This window comes from Novosphingopyxis sp. (assembly GCF_965218915.1).
Lineage (GTDB): Bacteria > Pseudomonadota > Alphaproteobacteria > Sphingomonadales > Sphingomonadaceae > Novosphingopyxis.
In genome coordinates this window covers 2,391,585-2,415,555 of sequence record NZ_OZ244708.1, presented here as the reverse complement: position 1 = coordinate 2,415,555, position 23,971 = coordinate 2,391,585, and the positions used below count along the sequence as shown (strand labels likewise).

Annotated in this window: 19 protein-coding genes and 1 tRNA gene; 17 read left to right on the top strand and 3 right to left on the bottom strand. The window is 63.5% G+C overall.

Annotated features, from left to right (window positions below):
- Positions 1–3: 3 nt before the first annotated feature.
- Both ACOQPC_RS11290 and ACOQPC_RS11285 read left to right on the top strand, forming a co-directional pair.
- The gene (locus tag ACOQPC_RS11290) at positions 4–900 is read left to right on the top strand and encodes a flagellar motor protein MotB (protein WP_420605827.1); all 897 of its coding nucleotides are present in this window, start codon (positions 4–6) and stop codon (positions 898–900) included.
- Between the two features lie 342 nt (positions 901–1,242).
- On the top strand, positions 1,243–1,467 hold the full coding sequence (locus ACOQPC_RS11285; RefSeq protein ID WP_420605826.1) for a hypothetical protein: 225 nt from the start codon (positions 1,243–1,245) through the stop codon (positions 1,465–1,467).
- A gap of 6 nt (positions 1,468–1,473) precedes the next feature.
- Here ACOQPC_RS11285 and ACOQPC_RS11280 read toward each other — a convergent pair whose 3' ends face one another.
- Positions 1,474–2,031 (bottom strand): hypothetical protein, encoded by a 558-nt coding sequence (locus ACOQPC_RS11280; RefSeq protein ID WP_420605825.1) that lies wholly within the window; start codon positions 2,029–2,031, stop codon positions 1,474–1,476.
- A gap of 24 nt (positions 2,032–2,055) precedes the next feature.
- Between ACOQPC_RS11280 and ACOQPC_RS11275 the strand changes: the two genes are divergently transcribed.
- The 11 genes from ACOQPC_RS11275 to ACOQPC_RS11225 all read left to right on the top strand — a co-directional run bounded on the left by ACOQPC_RS11275 (position 2,056) and on the right by ACOQPC_RS11225 (position 19,518).
- On the top strand, positions 2,056–3,939 hold the full coding sequence (locus tag ACOQPC_RS11275; RefSeq protein WP_420605824.1) for a PAS domain-containing protein: 1,884 nt from the start codon (positions 2,056–2,058) through the stop codon (positions 3,937–3,939).
- Between the two features lie 468 nt (positions 3,940–4,407).
- On the top strand, positions 4,408–7,422 hold the full coding sequence (locus tag ACOQPC_RS11270) for a TonB-dependent receptor (RefSeq protein ID WP_420605823.1): 3,015 nt from the start codon (positions 4,408–4,410) through the stop codon (positions 7,420–7,422).
- A gap of 105 nt (positions 7,423–7,527) precedes the next feature.
- Entirely contained in the window at positions 7,528–9,081 is a 1,554-nt protein-coding gene (locus tag ACOQPC_RS11265) for a tryptophan halogenase family protein (RefSeq protein WP_420605822.1), read from the top strand.
- Complete coding sequence (locus ACOQPC_RS11260) at positions 9,078–9,791, top strand: SapC family protein (RefSeq protein WP_420605821.1); 714 nt, start codon at positions 9,078–9,080, stop codon at positions 9,789–9,791. Before ACOQPC_RS11265 ends, ACOQPC_RS11260 begins: the two co-directional genes overlap by 4 nt.
- A complete protein-coding gene (locus ACOQPC_RS11255) occupies positions 9,784–10,812 on the top strand; it encodes a cupin-like domain-containing protein (RefSeq protein WP_420605820.1) in 1,029 nt (342 codons plus the stop codon). Before ACOQPC_RS11260 ends, ACOQPC_RS11255 begins: the two co-directional genes overlap by 8 nt.
- Before the next feature lie 59 nt (positions 10,813–10,871).
- The gene (locus ACOQPC_RS11250) at positions 10,872–12,314 is read left to right on the top strand and encodes a tryptophan halogenase family protein (protein WP_420608129.1); all 1,443 of its coding nucleotides are present in this window, start codon (positions 10,872–10,874) and stop codon (positions 12,312–12,314) included.
- A gap of 87 nt (positions 12,315–12,401) precedes the next feature.
- The gene (locus ACOQPC_RS11245; RefSeq protein WP_420605819.1) at positions 12,402–13,472 is read left to right on the top strand and encodes a LacI family DNA-binding transcriptional regulator; all 1,071 of its coding nucleotides are present in this window, start codon (positions 12,402–12,404) and stop codon (positions 13,470–13,472) included.
- The gene (locus ACOQPC_RS11240) at positions 13,462–14,670 is read left to right on the top strand and encodes an MFS transporter (RefSeq protein WP_420605818.1); all 1,209 of its coding nucleotides are present in this window, start codon (positions 13,462–13,464) and stop codon (positions 14,668–14,670) included. The genes ACOQPC_RS11245 and ACOQPC_RS11240 overlap by 11 nt, the downstream gene beginning before the upstream one ends.
- Before the next feature lie 184 nt (positions 14,671–14,854).
- A complete protein-coding gene (locus ACOQPC_RS11235; RefSeq protein ID WP_420605817.1) occupies positions 14,855–17,257 on the top strand; it encodes a glycoside hydrolase family 3 N-terminal domain-containing protein in 2,403 nt (800 codons plus the stop codon).
- Between the two features lie 51 nt (positions 17,258–17,308).
- Positions 17,309–18,607, top strand: coding sequence for a sugar MFS transporter (locus ACOQPC_RS11230; protein ID WP_420605816.1), 1,299 nt, complete (start codon positions 17,309–17,311; stop codon positions 18,605–18,607).
- Between the two features lie 68 nt (positions 18,608–18,675).
- Positions 18,676–19,518 carry a glycoside hydrolase family 16 protein gene (locus tag ACOQPC_RS11225; protein ID WP_420605814.1) on the top strand — a complete coding sequence of 281 codons (843 nt, stop codon included), beginning with the start codon at positions 18,676–18,678 and terminating at the stop codon, positions 19,516–19,518.
- A gap of 88 nt (positions 19,519–19,606) precedes the next feature.
- Here ACOQPC_RS11225 and ACOQPC_RS11220 read toward each other — a convergent pair.
- Positions 19,607–19,681, bottom strand: a tRNA-Gln gene (locus ACOQPC_RS11220).
- Positions 19,682–19,753: 72 nt separating this feature from the next.
- Positions 19,754–20,848: a branched-chain amino acid aminotransferase gene (locus tag ACOQPC_RS11215; protein WP_420605813.1), complete on the bottom strand. Its 1,095-nt coding sequence runs from the start codon at positions 20,846–20,848 to the stop codon at positions 19,754–19,756.
- Between the two features lie 122 nt (positions 20,849–20,970).
- Between ACOQPC_RS11215 and ACOQPC_RS11210 the strand changes: the two genes are divergently transcribed.
- From ACOQPC_RS11210 to ACOQPC_RS11195, 4 genes are all read left to right on the top strand, one after another.
- The gene (locus ACOQPC_RS11210; protein ID WP_420605812.1) at positions 20,971–21,489 is read left to right on the top strand and encodes a MarR family winged helix-turn-helix transcriptional regulator; all 519 of its coding nucleotides are present in this window, start codon (positions 20,971–20,973) and stop codon (positions 21,487–21,489) included.
- Positions 21,490–21,521: 32 nt separating this feature from the next.
- On the top strand, positions 21,522–21,839 hold the full coding sequence (locus ACOQPC_RS11205; RefSeq protein ID WP_420608128.1) for a phosphoribosyl-ATP diphosphatase: 318 nt from the start codon (positions 21,522–21,524) through the stop codon (positions 21,837–21,839).
- Positions 21,840–21,849: 10 nt separating this feature from the next.
- Complete coding sequence (locus tag ACOQPC_RS11200; protein WP_420605811.1) at positions 21,850–22,227, top strand: histidine triad nucleotide-binding protein; 378 nt, start codon at positions 21,850–21,852, stop codon at positions 22,225–22,227.
- Between the two features lie 271 nt (positions 22,228–22,498).
- The gene (locus ACOQPC_RS11195; RefSeq protein ID WP_420605810.1) at positions 22,499–23,917 is read left to right on the top strand and encodes a sodium-dependent transporter; all 1,419 of its coding nucleotides are present in this window, start codon (positions 22,499–22,501) and stop codon (positions 23,915–23,917) included.
- The last annotated feature ends 54 nt before the right edge of the window (positions 23,918–23,971 follow it).

Sequence of the window (23,971 nt, the reverse complement as noted above, 5' to 3'; positions counted from 1 at the left end):
GCCATGGCCGGCAAGACGGGGGCGTCGAACCAGCGCCCGATCATCATCAAGAAGATCATCGAGGGCGATCATGGCGGCCATCATGGCGGCGCGTGGAAGGTGGCCTATGCCGATTTCGTGACCGCGATGATGGCGTTCTTCCTCCTGATGTGGCTGCTCGGCGCGACCGACGAGAGCCAGCGCAAGGCGATCGCGGATTATTTCGCGCCGACCCTGATCGAATTCAAGCAGAACAGCGCGGGTTCCGACGGGCCGTTCGGCGGCGACGCGATTATCGCGCAGGACAGCTACTCGCATGCGGTGGGACAAACCGGCAATCGCGCGATCACCATTCCACAGGAGGTTACCGGCAGCAAGGATGCGGCGGACAAGGCGATGCACGCCGAGGAAGAGAAACGCTTCGACGCAATCGAGAAAGAGATCCGCGACCGGCTGCAGAAGCAGGCGGAGCTGCGCCAACTGGCCGAGAATATCCGCTTCATCCGCACGCCCGAGGGCCTGCGTATCGAGGTGGTCGACGCCGCCGATTTCGCGATGTTCGAGCTGTCGAGCGACCGTCTCGTACCGCGCGCGGCCAAGCTGCTGCGCGAGGTGGCGGGCGCGATCCGGACCTTGCCCAACGGCATCGCCGTGCGCGGCCACACCGACAGCCTGCCCTATGCGTCGGGCAAGACGATGAACAACTGGCTGCTCTCCGCCGCGCGCGCCGAAGCCACGCGCCTGGCGCTGCTGTCGGGCGGTCTTACGGAAACGCGGTTCGACAAGATCGAGGGGGTGTCCGACCGGCAGCCGTTCAACCCGCAGGATGCCGCCGACCCGCGCAACCGCCGCATGTCGATCACTCTGCTGACCGAGACCGCCGCTGCGGCTTCACCCAAAAGTGCGGAAGTAGGACGGTAGGAAATTATCTGCCGCAAAATGGACAAAATGGTCTGCTGCGACGAATGACCAAGAAAGTCGAAAGGGTCTAACTCTTAGCGTCAGAAGGTATTCCGCTTGGCCGAAAGCCGCCGTTCAGAGCATATGATCAATGGACATGCCAGCCTTCGGTCTAGGCAATCACACCGCGCTCATATATCTGGTCGACGATTGTCGGTGGACGAGATGGTTTGAGATGGATGAAAAAACGTCAATGCAGCGGATCTCGACAGGGACGGAAGGCCTCGACCATATTCTTCTTGGAGGCAGATCGATCCGGCGGAGCTTTCGCTCGGGAAGTTCGCCGGCGCCGTGCAAGTGTCGGTGGAAAAAGACGGCGCGAAGATCGTCGTGGTCGATAGTCCCAACGCCTATCTCCACGCCATGCCCAGCGACAATTTTCTGGTGCTGCAGATGCACGAATTGTTGAGCTATCTGAGCCAGCAGGGCGTCGTTTCGCTCATGATCCCATGTTGCTCCAGGATCACGAGCGCACCATTCGCGAATTCCGGATCGATTCCGCCGGCATTTCGATTGGCGCGCCGATGACCAGCTTCACCGGTATCCTGAGCGGCAATCCCGTTTACATAAAGAACGGAGACGGGCTGATCGACGGCGATCACGATGTCGGCTGAAATCCGTGCGGAGGAAATGCGCGTGGCGGTCCTGGCCCCGCGCGGCCGCGACAGCGATATCGCGAGCAAACTGCTGGCCGGTCAGAAAATCGATACGGTGGCGGCATCCGACCTGGTGGAACTTCACGGTCTGCTGAAGGACGGTGTCGGGATGGTTCTCATCGCCGAAGAGGCGATAGGCGACGACGCCGAACTGGGTCCGATCAGCGAATTCGTCGAACAGCAGCCCACCTGGTCCGGCCTGCCTTTCGTGGTTTTGGCGAACGCCGGGCAACAGGCCCGCAGCGATGCCGACAAAGCCAGGATCGATGCGCTCGGCAACGCGCTGATGCTGTCGCGCCCGTTGCACGCCGACGATCTCGTGCGCGGCGTGCGCTCTTCGCTCAAGGCCCGTCGGCGACAATATGACGCCCGTGCCAGAATGATCCGGCTCGAGGAGCGCGAACGGGCGCTGCACGAAAGCGAGCAGAAATTCCACGCCATCTCCGATTCGGTCGACCAGATGATCTGGTCGACCTTGCCGGACGGATTCCACGATTATTACAACCGCCGATGGTACGAGTTTACCGGCGTGCCAGACGGGTCGACCGACGGAGACGCCTGGACCGGCATGTTCCACCCCGAGGACCAGGACCGTGCCCGCCGCGTCTGGCAGCACAGCCTCGATACCGGCGATCCCTATCAGATCGAATACCGGCTGCGGCATCGATCGGGGCATTATCGGTGGGTCCTGGGCCGCGCCCAACCGGTTCGAGACGAAACCGGACAGATCGTTCGCTGGTACGGCACCTGCACCGATATCGACGAGCAAGTGAAGGCCCGGGAGGCGTTGGCGAATTCTCGCGACTTGCTCGAGGAAGCGGTTCGCGAGCGCACGAAAGAACTGGCCGAACTTTACCAGAAGACCCCCGTGATCCTTCACTCGATCGATGGCGAAGGCCATCTGACGAGCGTGAGCGACCGGTGGCTGGCGTTCATGGGATATGATAGCAGGGAAGAGGTCCTCGGTCGTTCTTTCGCGGATTTTATCACGCCGGAAAGTCTCGATCGTCACCGCACCGAATATCGGCCTCGGTTCGATGCCATGGATGGGGCGATCGACGACGTCACCTATTTCTTCATCAAGAATTCCGGCGAAACCGCGGAAGTTCTGCTTTCCGCGCGTACTGCGTTCGAAAGCGACGGCAAGGTGGCGCGGGTGATGGTCTCGATAATCGACGTCAGCAAGCGCCGGGCTGCGGAAGCCGCGCGTGACAAGGCCGAGGCGGCGCTTCGCCAAAGCCAGAAGCTGGAAACGATCGGTCAGCTGACCGGCGGCGTCGCTCATGATTTCAACAATCTGCTGATGGCGATTCGGTCGAGCCTCGAATTGCTGCGGCGACGGTTGCCCGCAGGGGACGATGGCACGACAAAATATGTCGACAATGCGCTCAAGGCGACCGACCGCGGCGCGACGCTGACCCAGCGTATGCTGGCTTTTGCTCGCAAACAGGACCTCGATACGAAGGCAGTAGATGTTGCCGCGCTCCTGTACGGAATGGGTGATCTGCTTGAACGCACCATCGGTCCGCGGGTCGAAATCCGGTTGGAAATAGCGTCGACCGTCGCCGAAGCGTCGGTCGACGCGAATCAACTCGAGATGGCAATCCTCAACCTTGCCGTAAACGCACGCGATGCAATGAATGGCGCAGGAAAGCTTGCAATCCATCTCGACTGCCTGAAAGTCGACGATCTCGAACAGCTGGAGCCGGGCTTCTATGTGAGAATTGCCGTTGAAGACCGTGGGAGCGGAATGGATGCCGCAACCCTTGCCCAAGCCATGGAGCCATTTTTTACAACCAAGGGCATCGGCAAGGGTACAGGCCTTGGACTTTCGATGGTTCATGGACTGGCTCAGCAATCTGGCGGTGCCTTCCGCATGTTGAGCGAATTGGATGCAGGCACGACCGCGGAAATCTATCTTCCGATCGCGAAACAGATCACCCCCGTTTCCGTCGATGAGGCTCACGCCGCTCGGGATATCGCAACAGTCGAAAAACCCAAGCGTAAGATCCTTGCCGTCGATGATGATATGTTGGTGCTTCTGGGAACGGTCGGCTTGCTGGAGGATCTGGGCCATACCGTACTGGAAGCGTTCTCGGGAGAAGAAGCGCTCGCGATAATGGGCGATCATCCGGATATCGATCTGGTCATTACCGATCATGCCATGCCGAATATGACAGGCATCGAGCTGGCGCGCACGATCCGGGAAAGCGGCCTGGAAATTCCGATCGTTTTGGCCAGTGGCTACGCCGAAATGCCCGAAGGAGGCGAACGCTATATTGCCGCCAGGCTCGAAAAGCCGTTCAGCGACAAAATGCTGGCCAAAACAATCGAACGAATCTGAGCCTGATCGATTTCTCTCATTTTACTTCAGCCATCGCCTGCTATTTCCAATCGCCCGATGGCGGTTGTTCAAATCTGGATAATGACCGGCCGTTCGCCCGGTAAATTCCCCGGTCTCTTCGGCGTACCGAACCGGATCCGCCGGAGCGTCCCTTGACCCATCAACCTGGATAACCGGCTGCGCTCTCCGCTCGGCCGTGAACCGGCGGCTGACGGATTTTTCGATAGCGTAAAGACAGTCTTCAAACATGCTGGCCAGCCATTCTACTTTCGTCACTTTGCATGTGCGATCCATCGCTGACCTTCGCCGCCCATGGCAGGAGCAGGCGGAGTTCATACTTTACACTCGGTCTCAGCTTAGCATCATGTGCCGCAAATCGGCTTGACAAATTATCGTCGAGGCGTGAAGTGAACGTTCACAACGATAGCACGCCGGCGGGATCGGCGGCGATATTACTGGGAGGATGTCATGATGGGGATCAGCGACCGTTCGGCTGTGCGCCTTCTGTGCGGTGTATCCGCACTGGCGCTGTTGGGAGCACCGCACCTCGCCGCGGCGCAGGAAATCATTCCGAACGGCCCCGATGTCGGCGACCCCGACGAGGTCGGGCTGAACGAGGGCGATGCGATCATCGTCACCGGCATCCGCGCCAGCCTTGCCGACGCGCAGAACATCAAGCGCAACGGGCAGGGCGTCGTCGACGCCATCTCCGCCGAGGACATCGGCAAGTTCCCCGATACGAACCTCGCCGAATCGCTGCAGCGCATCACCGGCGTGTCGATCGATCGACAAAATGGCGAAGGCTCGACCGTCACGGTTCGCGGCTTCGGTCCGGAATACAACCTCGTGCTGCTGAATGGCCGGCAAATGCCGACGTCGACGTTGGGCGACGGCGCCAGCGCGCCAGCCACACGGTCGTTCGATTTCGCCAATCTCGCGTCCGAGGGCGTCGCCGGGGTCGAGGTCTACAAGACCGGCCGCGCTGCCGTCCCGTCAGGCGGCATCGGTTCGACGATCAACATCAAGACTCCGCGCCCGCTCGACCGTTCGGGCCTGCGCGGCAGCGTCGCCGCCAAGGCCGTGCTGGACACGTCGCGCAACGGCGACGACGAGATCACCCCCGAGGTTTCGGGCATTATTTCCAAGACCTTCGCAGACGATCGTTTCGGCATCCTGCTCTCCGGTTCCTATCAGCGCCGCAAGGCGAGCGTGAACTCCGCGAGCGTGGGCTTCCGCGACGGTTTTCTGGGTTCCGAGAACAACTGGGGGACATTGCCCCGCAACGATTCGGTGCAGAACCGTCCCGGCCCCGACGACGTCTACGAGATTCCGCAGAGCGCGGCCTATGATCTGATCGATATCGACCGCGAGCGGATCAACGGCCAGCTCGTGCTCCAGGCGCGCCCGACTGACACGCTGACCGCGACGGTCGATTATACCTATTCGCGCAACAAGGTGGAGGCGCGCGACAGCAGCGTCGGCATCTGGTTCAATTTCGGCGACACGTCGAGCGCCTGGACAGATGGCCCGTCGGCGGGTCCGATCTTCTATTCGGAGAATTTCGGACCGGGCAAGGATCTGTCCTACAGCGGCGCGCTGACCGCCAACCAGACCGAGAACAAGTCGCTCGGCGGCAATCTCACCTGGGACGCGCCGGGCAATGTCACCGTCACCCTGGACGCGCATCATTCGACCGCGGAATCGAAGCCGACCAACAAATTCGGAACGAGCACGTCGATCGGCAACGCGATCTTTGGCGTGCAGTCCCAGACGCTCAATTTCGAGAACGATCTGCCGGTCATCTCCTACCAAATGTATCCAGGGATCGACGCGCTCGACGCCTCGCTGATCACCCCCACGGGCAATTCCTTCCGCAACGCCTATTTCCGCGACGAGATCAATCAGGTGCAGTTAACGGGGCACTACGACCATGTCGGCGACATCCTCGACAGCATCGACGCCGGCTTCTCGTTCGTCGATAACAAGGTGCGTTCGGCCTATGGCTTCATCCAGAACGATACCTGGGGCGGCGCCGGTCCGGCATCCGATATTCCGGACGATCTGTTCACGCTGGTCACGCTCCCCGACAAGTTCGATGGGGTGGAGGGCGCCGATGCTGGTATAATTCCGTCCTTCTACACCTTTGATTTCGAGAACTATGCAAACTTGCTCGAAGGCTTGTACGGCATTTGCAGCAACCCGCAGTCGGGTACCGCCGAGGCCGGAACTTGCCTGGCCGACTATACGGTCGACCGGCGGATCCACGAAAAAACGATCTCTCCCTTCGTGCAGTTCAACCTGAAATTCGATATCGGGTCGATGCCCACCAACATCATCGCCGGCGTGCGCTACGATCAGACCGTCGTGGATTCTTCGGCGCTGGTGCCGGTGCCCGTCGGTGTCACCTGGGTGTCGGCAAATGAATTTTCGATCAGCACGTCGGGCAGCACCTTTACCCGTTTCAAGGGCGATTACGAGAACTGGCTTCCCGCCATTGATTTCGACATCGAACCGATCGAGAACGTCAAACTGCGCGCGTCCTACAGCCACACCATCACCCGGGCCGATTACGGCAGCTTGCAGGGTGGTCGCACGCTTGCTTCAAACCCTCGGATTGGCGGCGGTACGGGCAATCAGGGCAATCCAGGCCTGGTGCCATTCAAGTCCAAGAACCTCGATTTCTCCGCCGAGTGGTATTACGGGGCGGCAAGCTATGTTTCCGTCGGTTATTTCAACAAGGACGTGGACAACTACATCGGCCGAACGCAGATCAATACGCCGGCCTTCGATCTGCGCAACCCGGCGGCCGGTCCGCGTTACGACGCGGCGGTGGCGGCTCTCGGGACGACCGACGCGCGCTTGATCCGCGACTATATTCTGGAAAATTATCCCGAATCGTCCCAGACGACAGGTATGGAGCCGCTCGATCCAAGCGATCCCAATTCGCCGTTGATCCGGATCGGCAATATTTTTAGCGTCGATCAGGATCCGCTCTTGAATTTCCAGATCGAGCAGCCGTTCAACAGCGACCAGACCGCCAATATCCACGGCTGGGAATTCGCGATTCAGCACCAGTTCTGGGATACCGGCTTCGGCGCCATCCTGAACTATACGATCGTGCGCGGCGATGCGATTTACGACAACGCGCTCGATCCCAATATCGGCCAATTCGCACTGACGGGGCTCAGCGACAGCGCCAATGCCGTGGCATTTTTCGACAAATACGGCTTTCAGGCGCGGATCGCCTATAACTGGCGCGACGAATTCTATGCCGGGGGCGACTTCGATCCGACCTATGTCGAAGCCTATGGCCAAGTGGACGCGAGCGCCAGTTACGAGTTCATTCCCGGGCTCACGGTGTTCGCCGAAGCGATCAACCTGACCGGTGAAAGCCGCCGGGGGCATCGCCGTTCGGAAAATTTCGTGACGTTCGCGCAGCCGGGTTACGCCCGTTATTCCGGGGGCGTACGGTTCACTTTCTGACGCCCGGGGCTTGATTAATCGGCCCGAGATGCCTGAGACTGCGACGGCGGCTTCGGCGCAGTCCATCGGGACCATCTTGCCGACCGGTGCGCAGAGAGGTTTGGCTTGACCCATCCGGTTCGACAGATCGTCATCGTGGGCGGCGGCACCGCCGGCTGGCTGTCCGCCTGCATGATCGCCGCCCGCCGCCCGAACGATTCCACGACCGTCACGTTGATCGAGGCACCGGACATCCCGGCGGTGGGCGTGGGCGAGGGGACCTGGCCGACGATGCGCCGGACCCTGGCCACGATCGGTATCGCGGAAAGCGATTTTCTGCGGGAATGCGATGCGTCGTTCAAACAGGGCTCCCGGTTCGACGGATGGGTAACCGGCGAGACGGAGGACAGCTATCTTCATCCGTTCACCGCGCCGCCCGAGGGCGCCCCGGACGATCTGCTGAAAGCGTGGCAGGCGCAGCCGGGCCGATCTTTCGCCGAGGCGGTGTCTGCGCAGACGCGCATCTGCAAGCTCGATTGCGCGCCACGCCAGCGCGTCATGCCGGATTATGCCGGGGCGCTGAACTATGCCTATCATCTGGATGCCACGAAGCTCGTTCAGCTCCTAAAACGCCATGCCTGCGACCGATTGGGTGTGCGGCACATCGCCGATCATATGACCGCCGCCCGCAGTGCGGAAAATGGCGATATCGCCGCCGCCGTCACGCGCGCGCATGGCGAAATTGCGGGCGACCTGTTCATCGACTGCACCGGCCATGCCGCGCGGCTGATCGGCGAGCAGATGGGCGTGCCGTGGATCGACCGCGGCAACATGCTGTTCAACGACCGCGCGCTGGCGGTCCAGCTGCCGGTTGCGCCCGACAGCCCGATCGCCTCGCAGACCATCGCCACCGCGCACGAAGCGGGATGGATCTGGGATATCGGCTTACCGACGCGGCGCGGCATCGGCTGCGTCTATGCCGCGGCGCATATGGACCAAAGCCGCGCCCGCGAAATGCTGGCAGACTATGTCCGCACGGCCATGCCGGGCGTGGCGCTGGACGATCATCCGGTGCGCCTGCTCGCTTTCGCCAGTGGTCATCGCGAGCGGTTCTGGCAGGACAACTGCCTGGCGATTGGTTTGTCGGCGGGCTTTCTCGAGCCGCTCGAGGCGTCGGCGATCGTGCTGATCGAATTGTCGCTGCAGATGCTGCTCGACAATTTTCCGGCGGATAGTGGGAGTTTGCCGATCCATGCCGAGCGCTTTAACCGGACGTTCCGCTATCGCTGGGACCGGATCGTCGATTTCCTGAAGCTGCATTATGTGCTGAGCCGCCGCAACGAGCCCTATTGGCGTGCCCACCGCGATCCCGCCAGCGTGCCGGAGCGCGTCACCGATCTCTTGCGACTATGGCGCGATCAACCGCCGTCGGTTTACGATTTCCCCGAACGGGACGAAGTGTTTCCCGCGGCTAGCCATCAATATGTGCTCTATGGCATGAGCGGTCCAAGCCCGCCGGGGAACATGGACGAAGACGCGGGAGTGAAGGAGATGCGTCAGCAGATGCGGCAGATCGATCAACGCGCCCGGGCGCTGGCGTCCGCGCTGCCGACCAATCGCGCCTATCTCGACGCGCTGGCCGAGCCGGCGCCCGCGCTCGCCGGCGAAACCGCCCGATGACGTCCCACTGCGTGCTGGACAGCGCGACCCATGCCGATCTGCGGGTCCTGACCGACGCATCGGAAGCCTTGGGCGACGCGGTGATGTCGAGCCTGGTTATGCCCAGCGAGTTCCGGCAGGTTCAGGCGCATTATCCCATCGTCTTCCGGTTCGATACCGAAAGCGGCGGCTTCTCGGCGCATGCGCTGTTCGGCTTCGACACGGGCGAGAATCTGTTCCTGCGGGACGGCGGGTGGGACGCGCATTATCGCCCGCTGGCGATCGCGGTTCAGCCGTTTCTGATCGGCCGGTCGCGCGGCGGAGCGCGCGCGCAGGTCCATATCGACATGGCCCATCCGCGGGTGTCGCATGGCAAGGGGCTGCGGCTGTTCGACGAGGACAACCGCCCCACGCCCTATCTGGAGCGGATCTCGGAACTGCTGGGCGCGCTGGACGAGGGGTATCGCGCCGGCGCGGCCTTCTTCGACGCGCTGAAGCGGCACGAATTGCTCGAGCCGTTCACGCTCGAGGTGCCGCTGGACGACGGCTCCAAGAATCGATTGGTGGGCTTTCACGTCATCGACGAAACCCGGCTGCGACTGCTCGATCCCGCCGCGCTGGGCGAATTGCACGCGCAGGATCATCTGATGCCAATCTTCATGGCGCTCGCCTCGCTCGCCCATATCGGCGATCTCGTGACACGCAAGAATGGACGGCTCGGGCATGGCTGAAGCCGATCCCGGCCCGTTCGGCGGTCTCGCGCCGATCTCGGAGGTCGCCGCGACGGGGACGGAGCTGGATGCGCTGCTGCGAGCGGCGCGCAAGCCTTTCGTCGTTCGCGGTCTCGTGGCCGATTGGCCGCTGATCGCGGCGGGCAAACGTTCGAACCGCGAGGCGCGCGACTATATGCTCGGTAAGGCGCGCGACAGGCCGTTCGTCGTTTCGGTGGGTTCGCCGAACGACGGCGGGCGGCTATTTTACGACGACCGGATGGGCATGAACTTCCGCAGCGGCCGCGCCAGGCTGCGCGAGATATTCGATGGGATCGATGCGGCGGAGGGCAAGCCCGATGCGGCGTCGGTCTATCTCGCCTCGATCGACATGCACGATTTCTTCTCCGGATTGTACGAGGAGAACCATGTCGATCTCGGAACGCGTGAACCGATCTCGAGCATCTGGATCGGCACCCGCACCCGCATCGCGGCGCATAATGACTTTCCCGCCAACCTGGCGTGCTGCGCGGTGGGTCGGCGGCGCTTCACGCTGTTTCCGCCCGACCAGTTCGACAATCTCTATATCGGCCCCATCGACAACACGCCCGCCGGCCGCGCGGTCAGCATGGTTGATTTCCACGATCCCGATTTCGCTGCCCATCCCCGCTTCCGCGAGGCCCTCCGTCATGGTCTTTTCACCGAACTGGAGCCCGGCGACGCGCTCCACATTCCGTCGATGTGGTGGCACCATGTCGAGGCGCTGAGCGGGTTCAACGCGCTCGTCAATTTCTGGTGGCGCGAGAGCCCGCGCTGGATGGGGCAGCCGCAGGACGCGCTGAACCACGCCATTCTCTCGGTCCGCGATCTGCCGGACGATGAGAAGCGGCTCTGGCGGATGCTGTTCGACCATTATGTGTTCGGCAACGGGGAGAACGTCACCGCGCATATTCCCGAAGAGGCGCGCAGCATATTGGGCCCGCTCACCGCCGAGAGCGCCGGGCGGATCCGCGCCTTCCTCCTGCGATCGCTCAGCCAGTGAGCGGCGGCCGGGAGCGGATCGGGCGCATCGTGATCGCGGGCGGCGGCACCGCCGGCTGGATGGCCGCCGCGGCGATCGCCCGAACGATGGGCGCCGCGATCGACGTGACGCTGATCGAGTCCGACGCGATCGGCACCGTGGGCGTGGGCGAAAGCACCATCCCGCCGCTGGTGACCTATAACCGCTTGCTCGGCATCAACGAAGCGGACTTCATGCGCGCCACGCAGGCGACCTTCAAACTCGGCATCCAGTTCGACAACTGGAAATGCGAGGGTGAGGGTTATTTCCATTCCTTCGGGACGACCGGCCGGGACCACTGGGCGGCCGGGTTTCAGCATTTCTGGCTGAACGGCCGCGAGCGGGGGCATAGCGAACCCTATGACGCTTATTGCCTGGAGCTTGCCGCCGCGCACGCCGGTAAATTCGCGCATCTGCCCGACGACAGGATGAACTACGCCTACCAGTTCGACAGCGCGCTTTATGCCAAGTTTCTGCGGGATATGGCCGAGGCCGATGGGACGCGGCGATTGGAAGGCAGGATCGCCGAGGTGCAGCTCGATTTGGAAAAGGGCGATATCCACGCGCTGCTGCTGGAATCGGGCGAGCGGATCGAAGGCGACCTGTTCCTGGACTGCACGGGCTTTCGCGCGCTGCTGATCGAAGGCGCGGTTCATGCGGGCTATGACGATTGGACGCATTATCTGCCCTGCGACGCGGCGATCGCGGTGCAGACCCGATCGGTCGGCCCGCCAATCCCCTACACCCGCGCCATCGCCCACGATGCGGGCTGGCAATGGCGCATTCCGCTGCAGCATCGCGGCGGCAACGGGATCGTCTATTGCAGCCGCCATCTGGATCAGGGCGCGGCGCTTGACCGGCTGATGACGAGCATCGAGGGCGAGCCGCTGACCGAGCCCAATATGCTGCGCTTCGTCACCGGCGCGCGGCGACGGCAATGGCACCGCAACTGCGTGGCGATCGGCCTGTCGAGCGGGTTCATGGAGCCGCTGGAATCGACCAGCATCCACCTCATCCAACGCGCCGTGCTGCGGCTGATCCGGATGCTGCCGCTGCGCGAAGTTAGCGAACGCGACGTCGCGGAATTCAACGAGCAGCAGTTCGCCGATATGCTGCAGATTCGCGATTTCTTGATCTTGCACTACAAGGCCACCGATCGCCGGGACAGCGCCTTCTGGCGGCATTGCGCGGCGATGGACGTGCCGGACACGCTGGCGCAGCGGATCGAACTGTTCCGCGAAACCGGCCGGGTGTTCCGCAAGAACGAGGAACTGTTCGCCGAAAACAGCTGGGTCCAGGTGATGATGGGCCAGGGAGTCATGCCGCAAGCGTTCCATCCGATCGCGGCGAAGCTTACCGACGAGGAACTGACGCAGCTGCTGGAGACGCTGCGCGATAGCGTGTCCAAGACGGTTGCCGGGCTTCCCGCGCACGACGCCTATGTGGCTCGTTATTGCGGAACGCGCCCTGCAGAAGCGGCATGACAGGCGTGGCCCGGCCGTGGGGCAACTGGTAAATCGCGGCCGACCCCGCTAATGACATTTGCTGTTAATCACAGGGACTTCTGAACCATGGCACGGCGCCGGCAGGCGGTTACCATCAAGCATGTCGCGGCCGATGCGGGCGTTTCGCTCCAGACGGTCAGCCGAGTCATCAACAAGGAGCCCAATGTCCGTCCCCAGATGGCGCGGCGGGTGCAGGATTCGATCGACCGGCTTGGCTATGTTCCATCGATCGCGGCGCAGCGCATGAGCGGTTCGCGTTCCTACATCATCCTGGCGCTCAACGACCGCGAGCGCACGATTTCCGATTGGCGCGAGCGCCAGGGTGCCGACTGGGTCGACCAGATGCTGCTGGGCGGCATGCTGAAATGCGCCGAACATGGCTATCGCCTGATGTTCGAGCTGGTCGATACGCATAGCGACCATGTCGAGCGCGAACTGCGCGGCGCGATTGCCGCGCTGCAGCCGGACGGCGTGGTGCTGACGCCGCCGCATTCGGACAACCGGCTGATCGCCGATCTGCTCGAGCAGAACCGCATCCCGTTCGCGCGCATCGGTTCGCTGGCCGCCGGGCCGGGGATCGCGCTGACGATGGACGATGCCGGGTCTTCCAGACTGGCGACCGATCATCTGATCGAGCTGGGTCATCGCCGGATCGCGTTCATCGCGGGGCCGCCGGAATACAGCCTCAGCGGTTGGCGCGTCGATGGATGGCGCGCGGCAATGGGTGCCGCCGGACTTTCGGCGGACGGGCTGCTGGAGACGGGCGATTTCGGTTTCGCTTCCGGTGAGCGCGCCGCGCGCAAGCTGCTCGGGCTAGGCGACCGGCCGACCGCGATCTTGGCGAGCAGCGACAAGATGACTCTTGCGGCGCTGGAGGTCGCCCGCGCGCTTGATCTGGAAGTGCCCGGCGATCTGTCGCTGATCAGCTTCGACAACACGCCGATCGCCCGCTTCACCCACCCTCCGCTCAGCGCCGTCGACCAGCCGGTTGCCCGCACCGTGGCGCGGGCGGTTGAATTGATCATCGCCGCGCAGAAGGGGCAAGATACGCCGCGCGAACCGGTGGTGGTTCCCGCCGCCCTGGTGCTGCGCAGTTCCACCGCCCCTCCGCGCGATGCGGATATCCATGGCAACTGACCCGGCCGACTCTGGCGAGCCACGCCAGTCGAGTCATTTCCTGCGCCTCTATGCCCTGGCCTGGGCGGGCGGGGCGATCGCCTATGTGCCGTTCCTAACGATGCTGCTGCCAACCCGCGTGGCGGATATTTCAGGGCCGCAGGCGGTGCATTGGCTGGGCTATCTGAGCTTCGCCGGAGCGATCGCCGCAAGCCTGGGGGGCATCCTGTTCGGCTGGCTGAGCGATGTGACCGGCCGGCGCCAGGCCTGGATCGGCGCCGGCCTCGCGCTCAACGTCGGGTTGCTGCTGACGATGGCGCGCATCGATGCGATACTGCCACTGGCCGCGACGCTGATTCTGTGGCAGCTCGGGCTCAACATGATGCTCGGACCGCTGGCCGCGCTGGCGGGCGATTCCGTTCCGGACCGGCAAAAGGGGTTGCTCGGCGGCCTGCTTGCCTTCGCCCCGGCCGCTGGCGCGGCGGCGGGCGCCATCGTCACCATTCCCGCACTGGCGCCGGTGGAAACCCGGTTTGCGCTCGTCGCCCTGATGGTCGTTGCGTGCGTGTTGCCGCTGCTGCTGCTGGGCAGGCCGAGGCCATTTCCCGATCTCATGCGGTCTTCGGGGCAAGCGGCGACGGGACGGATCGATTTCGACCGATCGATCGTGCGCATGTGGACCGCACGGCTGGCGGTGCAGATATCCGAGGCGGCATTGTTCGCCTATCTGCTCTATTATTTCCGATCGATCGACCCGGCGATCCGCGACGCCGACACCGCGCGCATCTTCAGCGTGGTATTGGTCACCGCGATCCCGCTGGCGCTGCTCGCCGGTCGCTGGGCCGATCGCAGCGGGCGCGCGATCGTGCCGCTGAGACTGAGCGCTGCGCTATCCGCGGCAGGGCTCGCCATCATGGCGGCGTCCGGAGGCATCGCGATGGCGCTGGCGGGCTATGTCCTGTTCGGGCTGGCGACGACGGTGTTCCTGTCGCTGCACAGCAGCCAGACGTTGCGGGTTCTGCCGCGTCCGAGCCTGCGCGGCCGCGATCTGGGCCTGTTCAACCTCACCAACACCGTGCCGTCCCTGATCATGCCCTGGTTGACCATCGCGATCGTGCCCGGCTTCGGCTATGCGCCGCTCATCTGGCTGCTCGCCGGCCTCGCCGGCCTCGCTTGGGTCCTTCTGTCGACCATAAGCGCGCTGCCGAAAGCGGCTTGATTTTGCCCGAAGACCGTGCGATTTCAATCTTGATAACGTTCACAACATAGATGGGGCGAGGATGGAATTGACCGGTAAAGCGTCGTTGGCGGCGGCCATACTCGCCTGTGGAACCATCGGCTGCACGCAGCTTGCGCCACCCGCTGCGCCTTCCAGGGGCGGAGCGGCGAATAGCGGCAAGGCGATGTCCGCCACCGCGCATCCCGAACGCTGGCCGAGCGCACGCAGCCCGGCCGCGATCACCGATTTAGAAACCGAGGCGAAGATCACCCGGCTGATCGGTTCAATGACGCTGGCGCAGAAAGTCGGGCAGGTCATCCAGGCCGATATCACCACGATCACGCCGGCCGATCTGGCGGACTATCCGCTCGGCTCGATCCTGGCGGGCGGCAACAGCGGACCCCATGGGAACGAGCGTTCGAGCGCGGCCGACTGGGACAGATTGGTGAGCGAGTTTCGCGCCGCCTCGCTCAGGCCGCGCGGGCAGGGGATCGCCATCCCGATCATCTTCGGGATCGATGCCGTGCACGGGCATAGCAATCTCCCCAACGCCACGCTCTTCCCGCACAATATCGGGCTCGGCGCGGCGCATGATCCGGAAATGATCCGGCGGATCGGCGCGGTCACCGCCGCCGAGGTCGCGGGAAGCGGGATCGAGTGGACCTTCGCGCCCACGCTGGCCGTGCCGCAGGATCCGCGCTGGGGGCGCATCTATGAAGGCTATTCGTCCGACCCCGCGCTGGTCGCCGATTATGCCGGGGCGATGGTGCTCGGCCTGCAGGGGGCGCTGCAATCGGGCGAGGAACTGGCGACCGATCATGTCGCCGCCACGGCCAAGCATTTCCTCGCCGATGGCGGGACCGAGGGCGGCAAGGACCAAGGCGACGCGATCGTTCCGGAAGCCGAACTGATCGCCATTCACGCACAGGGCTATCCGGCCGCGATCGACGCCGGCGCGCTGACAGTAATGGCCAGTTTCTCCGGCTGGAACGGCGTGAAGAACCACGGCAACAAGTCGCTGTTGACCGGTGTGCTCAAGGGACAAATGGGTTTCGAAGGGTTCGTCGTCGGCGACTGGAATGCGCACGGACAGATCGGGGGCTGCACGGTCACCGATTGTCCCGCCGCGCTCGAAGCGGGCCTCGATCTCTACATGGCGCCCGACAGCTGGAAGGGATTGTTCGACAACACCTTGCAGGAGGCGCGGGCGGGCCTGATTTCGCTGGAACGGCTCGAAGATGCCGTGCGCCGCATCCTGCGGGTCAAGGCCAAGCTCGGCCTGCTGGAGGACCAGCCGGCGACGCGCCGCGATTACGCGGCCATCGGCGCGCAGGATCATCTCGCGCTGGCGCGGGAAGCGGTCGCCAAATCGCTCGTGCTGCTCAAGAACAACGGCTCGGTCCTGCCGATCAAGCCGGGCGCCAAGGTTCTGGTGGCGGGCAGGAGCGCGGACGATATGGCGATGCAGGCCGGCGGCTGGACGATCAGCTGGCAGGGTACCGACGTCACCAACAGCGATTTCTCCAACGGCCAGACCGTCTGGGACGGTATTTCCGCATCGGTGAAGCAGGCCGGCGGTAGCGCCGAACTGGCCTTGGATGGCAATTTCACGGCCAGACCCGATGTTGCGATCATGGTCTTCGGCGAGCCGCCATATGCGGAATTTCAGGGCGACGTGCCGACGCTCGATTATCAACCGGCGGGTGCCACCGATCTGGCGCTGCTGAAAAAGCTGAAAAGCGCTGGCATTCCCGTCGTCTCGGTGTTCCTGTCCGGCCGGCCGATGTTCACCAGTCCGGAGATCAACGCGTCCGACGCGTTCGTGGCCGCCTGGCTCCCCGGCTCGCAGGGGATCGGCGTGGCCGATGTGCTGGTGGCCCGCGTCGACGGCACCACCGCGCGCGATTTTACCGGCCGGCTTTCCTTTCCTTGGCCCGCCGACGCGCGCTCGCCGATCACGGCCCCCCTGTTCCCGCTGGGCTATGGCCTGGATTATGGCAGCGACCATCGGGTGCCGGGCCTGTCCGAAGATCCGGGGATGGACGTGACGGCCGCGCTGAACGTGCAGGATTTCTTCGGCGCCGGACGCGCGCGGGCGCCTTGGGTCATGACGGTCAGCGACGGCGGGGGGGCGCTGACGGTGGAGTCGCGTCCGCAGGCGAGCCCGGAACATGCCGTTGCGACGAGCTCGGTCGATTTCACAGCGCAGGAGGATGCCAAGCAGATCGTCTGGAGCGATCAAGGCGCGGTGAGCATCGACGGTCCGGTCGTCGATCTGTCGCGCCAGCTGGGCAACGCCTTTGCCTTGCGGCTGGACTGGCGGATCGATCAGCGCGGCTCGGGACCGGTCATGATCGCGATGGGCGACACCGCCATGGATGCGACCGGATTGATTGCGGACCTGGCGCTGGGCCAGCCCTCGACGCTTAAAATACCCCTGCGCTGCTTCGCCGATGCCGGCGCGGACCTGACTCAGCTCGGCAACGCCCTGCGGATCACCGCGGATCGGGGCTTTGCCATTACCCTGTTCGCTGCCAAAGTGGAGGCGGTCGGTGAAGACTTGGCATGCCCCTCGCCCGCCGGCTGAACACAGGCTATAACCCGGCGATATCAGGACCGGGAAGAAAGAGGATCGCTCATGGCACTAGCTCCAGACGTCGCATCGAGTAGCGATCCTCATCCGGTCGAAGGGGATGCCGAGCCGATCCGCGCGCCGGGGCTGCAGGGCTTCGTTTTCGCGCTGTTCCTGATCTTCGGCGGCATCACTTCGCTGAACGACGTCATCATTCCCAAGCTGAAGGAGCTGTTCACGCTCAACTACACGCAGGCGATGCTGGTGCAGTTCTGCTTTTTCACCGCCTATCTGGTGATCGGTATTCCGGGCGCCAAGCTGGTGAAAAAGATCGGCTATATGCGCGGCGCGGTGGCGGGACTGCTCATCATGATGACCGGCTGCCTGCTGTTCATTCCGGCCTCGCAGACCGCGACCTACGCATTGTTTCTGTTCGCGCTGTTCGTGCTGGCGAGCGGCGTGGTCGTCGTTCAGGTGGTCGCCAACCCGTTGATCTCGCTGCTCGGGCCGCAAGCGACGGCGCATAGCCGGCTGACCTTTGCGCAGGCGTTCAACTCGCTCGGCACCACCATCTTCCCGATCGCGGGCGCCGCGCTGATCCTCGGCAGCCTGGCCGATCTCAGCGCGTCCGAACTGACCGGCGCGGCGCTCAGCGAATATCGCATCGCCGAGAGCGGGGCGATCATGGGCGGCTATATCGCCATCGCCGTCATGCTCGCCATCGTCGCTACGGTGGTGTGGATATTCCGCGACAAGCTGCAGGGCGAGCGGCACGAGCCGAGCACGGGTCTCGGCGGACTCGATCTCGTCAAGCGCAAGCGCTTCGGCTTCGGCGCGCTGTGCATCTTCCTCTATGTCGGCGCGGAAGTGTCGATCGGCTCGCTCATCGTCAGCTATCTGGAACAGCCGGGCGTGATGGGGCTGACGCAGGCTAAGGCAGGATCGTTGATCTTTCTCTACTGGGGCGGTGCGATGATCGGGCGATTCATCGGTTCGGCCGTCCTGCGTGTGCTGAGCCCGGGCAAGGTCCTCGCATTCGTCGCGCTGGGCGCCATCACGCTGCTGCTGATCTCGACCAACACGAGCGGCGTCGTTTCGGGCTATAGCCTGCTCGCGATCGGCCTGATGAACTCGATCATGTTCCCGACGATCTTCAGCCTGGCCTGCGAGAAGCTGGGCAGCCGCGCGGCGGACGGATCGGGCATCATCAACGTCGCGATCTTCGGCGGCGCGGTGGTGCCACTCCTAACCGGCGTGGTCGCGGACACCAGCGGCAGTCTCTATCTGGCGCTCGTCATCCCCGCCATCTGCTACGCCGTGATCGCCAGCTTCGGATGGTATGCGCGAACGCCGGCGGCGGCGTGAAGGGAAATATGCGCATCATAGCCCTATTGCTTGCGTTGGCAGGCATTCTGGTCCCGAGCGGATGCCAAATGGCGGAGACGCCTGCTCCCGCAGCGCTCCCGCTGGCACTAAGCGGTCCGCTGATGTTCGCCGACGAATTCGACTCCGGTGCGCTGGACCGCGGCAAATGGAACGTCGTCGGCCCGGAATTCTGGGTGAACAACGAGCAGCAGGCCTATGTCGATTCGCCGGATACGGTCCGGGTCCTGCCCGCAGGAACGATTGCCGGTGCCGATGGCGGCGTGCTGGCGCTGAAGCCGACATTCAGCAAGGGCTTTGAAACGCCCTCCGGCCGCCCTGCGGATTTCCTTTCGGGGCGCATCACGACGCGCGATAAATTCGATTTCACTTACGGCACCGCATCGGCGCGCATCAAAATGCCCGATGCCCAGGGGGTCTGGCCCGCATTCTGGCTGCTCGGCTATGGCGAATGGCCGGCAAGCGGCGAAACCGACATCATGGAATATGTCGGCGAGAAGGACTGGACCGGCGTGGCGCTTCATGGACCGGGCTATTCAGGCGAAACCCCGCTCGTGAACAAATATTTCTTCAGAGACGATACCGACGTCACCGATTGGCACGTCTATTCGGTGGACTGGACACCCGATCAAATTCTGTTCAAGCTCGATGGCCACCCCACTTATCGCGTGACCCGGCCGATGGTCGAGCATTACGGCAAATGGGCGTTTGACGGTCCTCAATTCATCATTCTCAACTTTGCCTTGGGCGGCGCCTATCCGTTCAAGACCAATGGGATCGAACAACCTTATAATGGCATCCCGGAAGCGACCGTTCGGCAGATCCAGCGTGGCCAAATCGCCATGTATGTAGACTGGGTTCACGTCGAACAGCTTTCTTCTGCTGATCGGTGATCTCCGGCCGCTCCTTTATCGATCCCGGATCGCGCCTTGCCGAATCCTTCAGGAACCAAACTGCGGACTTTTTCGAAAATTAGAAACTTGGCTGGGGCGGCAGGATTCGAACCTGCGCATGCCGATACCAAAAACCGGTGCCTTACCGCTTGGCTACGCCCCAGCAGGCGCTTTTCACGTCTTGCGCGCCTATATACGGATCATCGGCGGCGAGGGAAGGGGGTTCGGCGATCGATCAGCCGAGCCGCTTCACCCAGCCATGCGAGTCGTTGCTCTCGCCGCGCTGGATCGCCTCGAGCGCGGCGTGGAGTTTGGCGGTGACCGGACCGGCGGTCTCGCCGTCGCCGAGGGTGAACGCGCCATGATCCGATTTCACCGTGCCGACCGGGGTCACCACCGCGGCAGTGCCGCAAGCAAAGGTCTCGGCGCATCGCCCGCTTTGCGCGTCGACCTTCCACTGCTCGAACGAATAACGCTCCTCGCGCACCGCATGGCCCGCATCGCGCGCCAGCTGGATCAGCGAATCGCGGGTGATGCCGGCCAGGATCGTGTCGGTCAGCGGCGGGGTTACCAGGCTGCCGTCGTCCATCACGAAGAACAGGTTCATGCCGCCCAGTTCCTCGATCCATACATGCTCGGCCGCGTCGAGAAAACAAACCTGGTCGCAGCCCTTCGACAGCGCCTCGCCATGCGGCAGCAGGCTGGACGCGTAATTTCCGCCGCATTTGGCCGCGCCCGTGCCGCCGGGGCCCGCGCGGTTGTAATCGAACGAAACCCACAGCGAGATCGGCGCGGCGCCGCCCTTGAAATAGGCACCGACCGAGCTGGCGATGACGATGAACAGATATTCCTTGGCCGGGCGCACGCCGAGGAACACCTCGCTGGCGAACATGAACGGGCGCAGATACAAGGCGGCGCCGTCGCCCGGCGGGATCCAGTTCGAATCGGTGTCGACCAGCGTCTCGATCGCCTCGATGAACAGCTCGTCGGGCAGCTCGGGCATCGCCAGGCGCCGGGACGAGGCACGGAAGCGCGCGGCGTTGCGATCCGGCCGGAACAGGGCGGCGCTGCCGTCACCCAGCCGATAGGCCTTCATGCCTTCGAAGATTTCCTGTGCATAGTGCAGCACGGCCGTCGCCGGGTCCATCTCGATCGGGCGGCGCGCGCTCACCTTGCCGTCGTGCCAGCCTTCGTTCTCGCTCCAGCGCAGGGTCACCATATGATCGGTGAACAATTTGCCGAAGCCGGGGTCTTCGAGCAGCTTCTCGCGCTCGCTGGCGGAGACGGGTTGGGGATGGGTTTCGACGGGGAAGTTCATGTGGCTTGTCATGAATGCGGCTTTAGCGTGGGCAGCCATGCATTGCCACCAGTCGATGCGGGGCCGCGGGCGGCTTGCCTCGCTTCGTCACAACCGTCATCATTGACGTCCGGACCCTCAGCAAGGCGCGTCTCATGGTCGACCGAACCGCTAGCCATTTTCCGCCGGCATCGCCGATGTTTCTGCGCGAGGAGGAGGTTCGGCGCGGCTTGGAGCTGATGCATTTCGCGAGCGCCGCGATCGCCGAAGCGGGCGATCGCGCTTTGGCCGAGGCGAAGTTCGGACGTGCCCATGCGCGCTGTCTGTATTTCATCGCGCGCGATCCGGGGCTCAGCGTCAAGACGCTGCTCGGCTATCTCGGCGTGACCAAGCAGTCGCTCGGCCGCGTGCTCGGCGATTTGATCGAGCGGGGGTTGGTCGAGGCGCGGTCCGGACGTAATGACCGCCGTCAGAGGCTGTTGTCGCTGACGGACTCCGGCCAGGTGGTGGAGAACGAATTGTTCGATGCGATGCGCGCGCGGATGGCCGCGGCTTACGGCGATGCGGGGCAGGAGGCCGTCACCGGCTTTTGGCAGGTGCTTCAGGGGCTACTCGATTCCGCCGACCGGCGGATGGTGGCGGGTCTGGCCCGCTCCGGGGGGAATCGCACTTGACGCGGACGCCTTGCGAGGGCCACTCGGCGGAAATGAGCGCAATATTATACCGCCTCGAACGGGTTATCGCCGAACGCCGCAAGGGCGACCCGGAGGCGAGTTATGTCGCGCGGCTGCGCGGCAAGGGACGCGCCAAGATCGCTCAGAAGCTGGGCGAGGAAGCGGTCGAGACGGTGATCGCGGCGGTTTCCGAAAGCCGCGAAGACGTGATCGCCGAGTCGGCCGATCTGATCTTTCACCATCTGATGCTGCTGGCCGATTGCGGCGTGCGGTTCGAGGAGGTCGAGACCGAACTGACGCGGCGCGAGGGGCTGTCGGGCCTCGACGAAAAAAGCACGCGACCGGATTGAGGAGCCAAGCATGAGCGTCGATGCGACCCAAGCCTATGACGAGAGCAACATCTTCGCCAAAATCCTGCGCGGCGAAATCCCGTGCGAGAAGGTCTATGAGGATGAGCATGCACTGGCGTTCCGCGATATCAACCCGCAGGCGCCCATCCATGTGCTGGTGATTCCCAAGGGCGCTTATGTCAGTTGGGACGATTTCTCCGTGCACGCCGATGACGCGATGATCGCGGGGTTCGTGCGCGCGGTAGGGACGGTTGCGCGCAATTTGGAGCTGGTGGCACCGGGCTATCGTCTGCTCGCCAATGTCGGGCAGGATGCGCATCAGGAGGTCGGGCATCTCCATGTGCATGTGTTCGCGGGCCAGAAGCTCGGGCCGATGCTGGCGCGCTGATTCCAACCCTCTCCCGTTCACGGGAGAGGAGCGAGACTTCATGAGCATAGCGAATGTAGTCGCAGCGGAGAGGGCGCCCAGCAGCGCCGACCGATCGATGGCTTCGCCACCCACCCTCATCCAACTTCGCCTAACCGCTGCGCGGTAAGGCTGCATATCCTTCTCCCGCCCGGGCGGGAGAAGGTTTCCTATGCCCCCCACGATTTGTCTTTTGCACTGCACCGCATATAAGCGCGGCAAATCAGAACAAAGCATGCGAGGGGATAGTTCGATGGCACACGCAGCCGGTACGCAGGCGACCGAGGGATGGTCGTCGCGTTGGGGGTTCATTCTGGCGGCGACGGGATCGGCGGTCGGACTCGGCAATTTGTGGCGGTTTCCGTCCGAGGCCGGGACCAATGGCGGCGGCGCGTTCGTGATCTTCTACATCCTTTGCATATTGCTGATCGGTCTGCCGGTCCTCCTGTCCGAGACGCTGATCGGGCGGCACGGCAAGGCCGACGCGATCGAAAGCACCAAAATCGTCGCGCGGGATAGCGGGGCGTCCACGGCCTGGTCGGCGCTGGCCGGTATCGGCATGCTGGGGGCGTTCCTGATCCTGACATTCTACAGCGTGATCGCGGGCTGGGTGCTCTATTATATCGGGCTGTTCGCGAGCGATGTTTTCACGAGCATCGGCAATGGTGCGCTGCTCGGCGGCGCGTTTCAGGGACAGACCCTCGAACAGATCCAGGACCATTTGCCCGCCTTGTTCGCCAACAACCCGCTGATGCTGGGCATGCATGCGCTGTTCATGGCGCTGACCGCCTTTGTCGTCGCGCGCGGCGTGCATGGCGGGATCGAGAAGATCGCGGTCTATCTGATGCCGACGTTCTTTCTGTTGCTGGTCGGGATCACGCTCTACAGCCTCGCCACCGGCGCGGCCGGGGAGGCCTTTTCTTTCCTGTTCGCCTTCGAGCCGGCGCGGCTGTTGAAACCCGGCGTGATGCTGGCGGCGCTGGGGCAGGCCTTCTTCTCGCTCTCGCTCGGCTCGGCGATGATGATCACCTACGGCGCCTACGCAGATCGCAAGACCAATCTTGCGGGCACCTCGACGATCATCGCGGCGGCCGATACCGCGGTGGCGATCATCGCGGGGCTGGCGATCTTTCCGATCGTGTTCGCCGCGGGACTTGCGGCCGACAGCGGTCCGACGCTGATGTTCCAGACGCTGCCCGCCAGCTTCCAGACCATGCCGGCAGGATCGCTCATCGGTTTCCTGTTCTTCGTGATGGTGCTGTTCGCCGCGCTGACCAGCTCGGTCGCGCTGCTGGAAGCGCCGACCGCCTGGGTGATGAAGCGTTTGCGTATGGCGCGCAGCGTGGCGGCATTGCTGCTCGGTGGGCTCGCCTTTGCCATCGGGATCGTTTCGGCGCTGTCGTTCAACGTGCTGGAGAACTGGCACCCGCTGAACGTCAGCATCTTCGAAGGCCAGAACTTCTTCGCCATCACCGACACGCTGACCAGCAAAATCCTGCTGCCGCTCTCGGCGTTTCTCGTCGCGCTGTTCGTCGGCTGGATCGCCGACAAGCGCCTGACCGATGACGAGAACGGCATCAGCGGCGGGCTGCACATGACCTGGCGGATCCTGATCGCTTATCTGTGTCCGCTCGCGGTCGGCGCGATCCTGGTCTACGGGTTGGTGGGGTAACCTTTGAACCCTTCTCCCGCCCCGGCGGGAGAAGGATACGCAGTCTTATCGCGC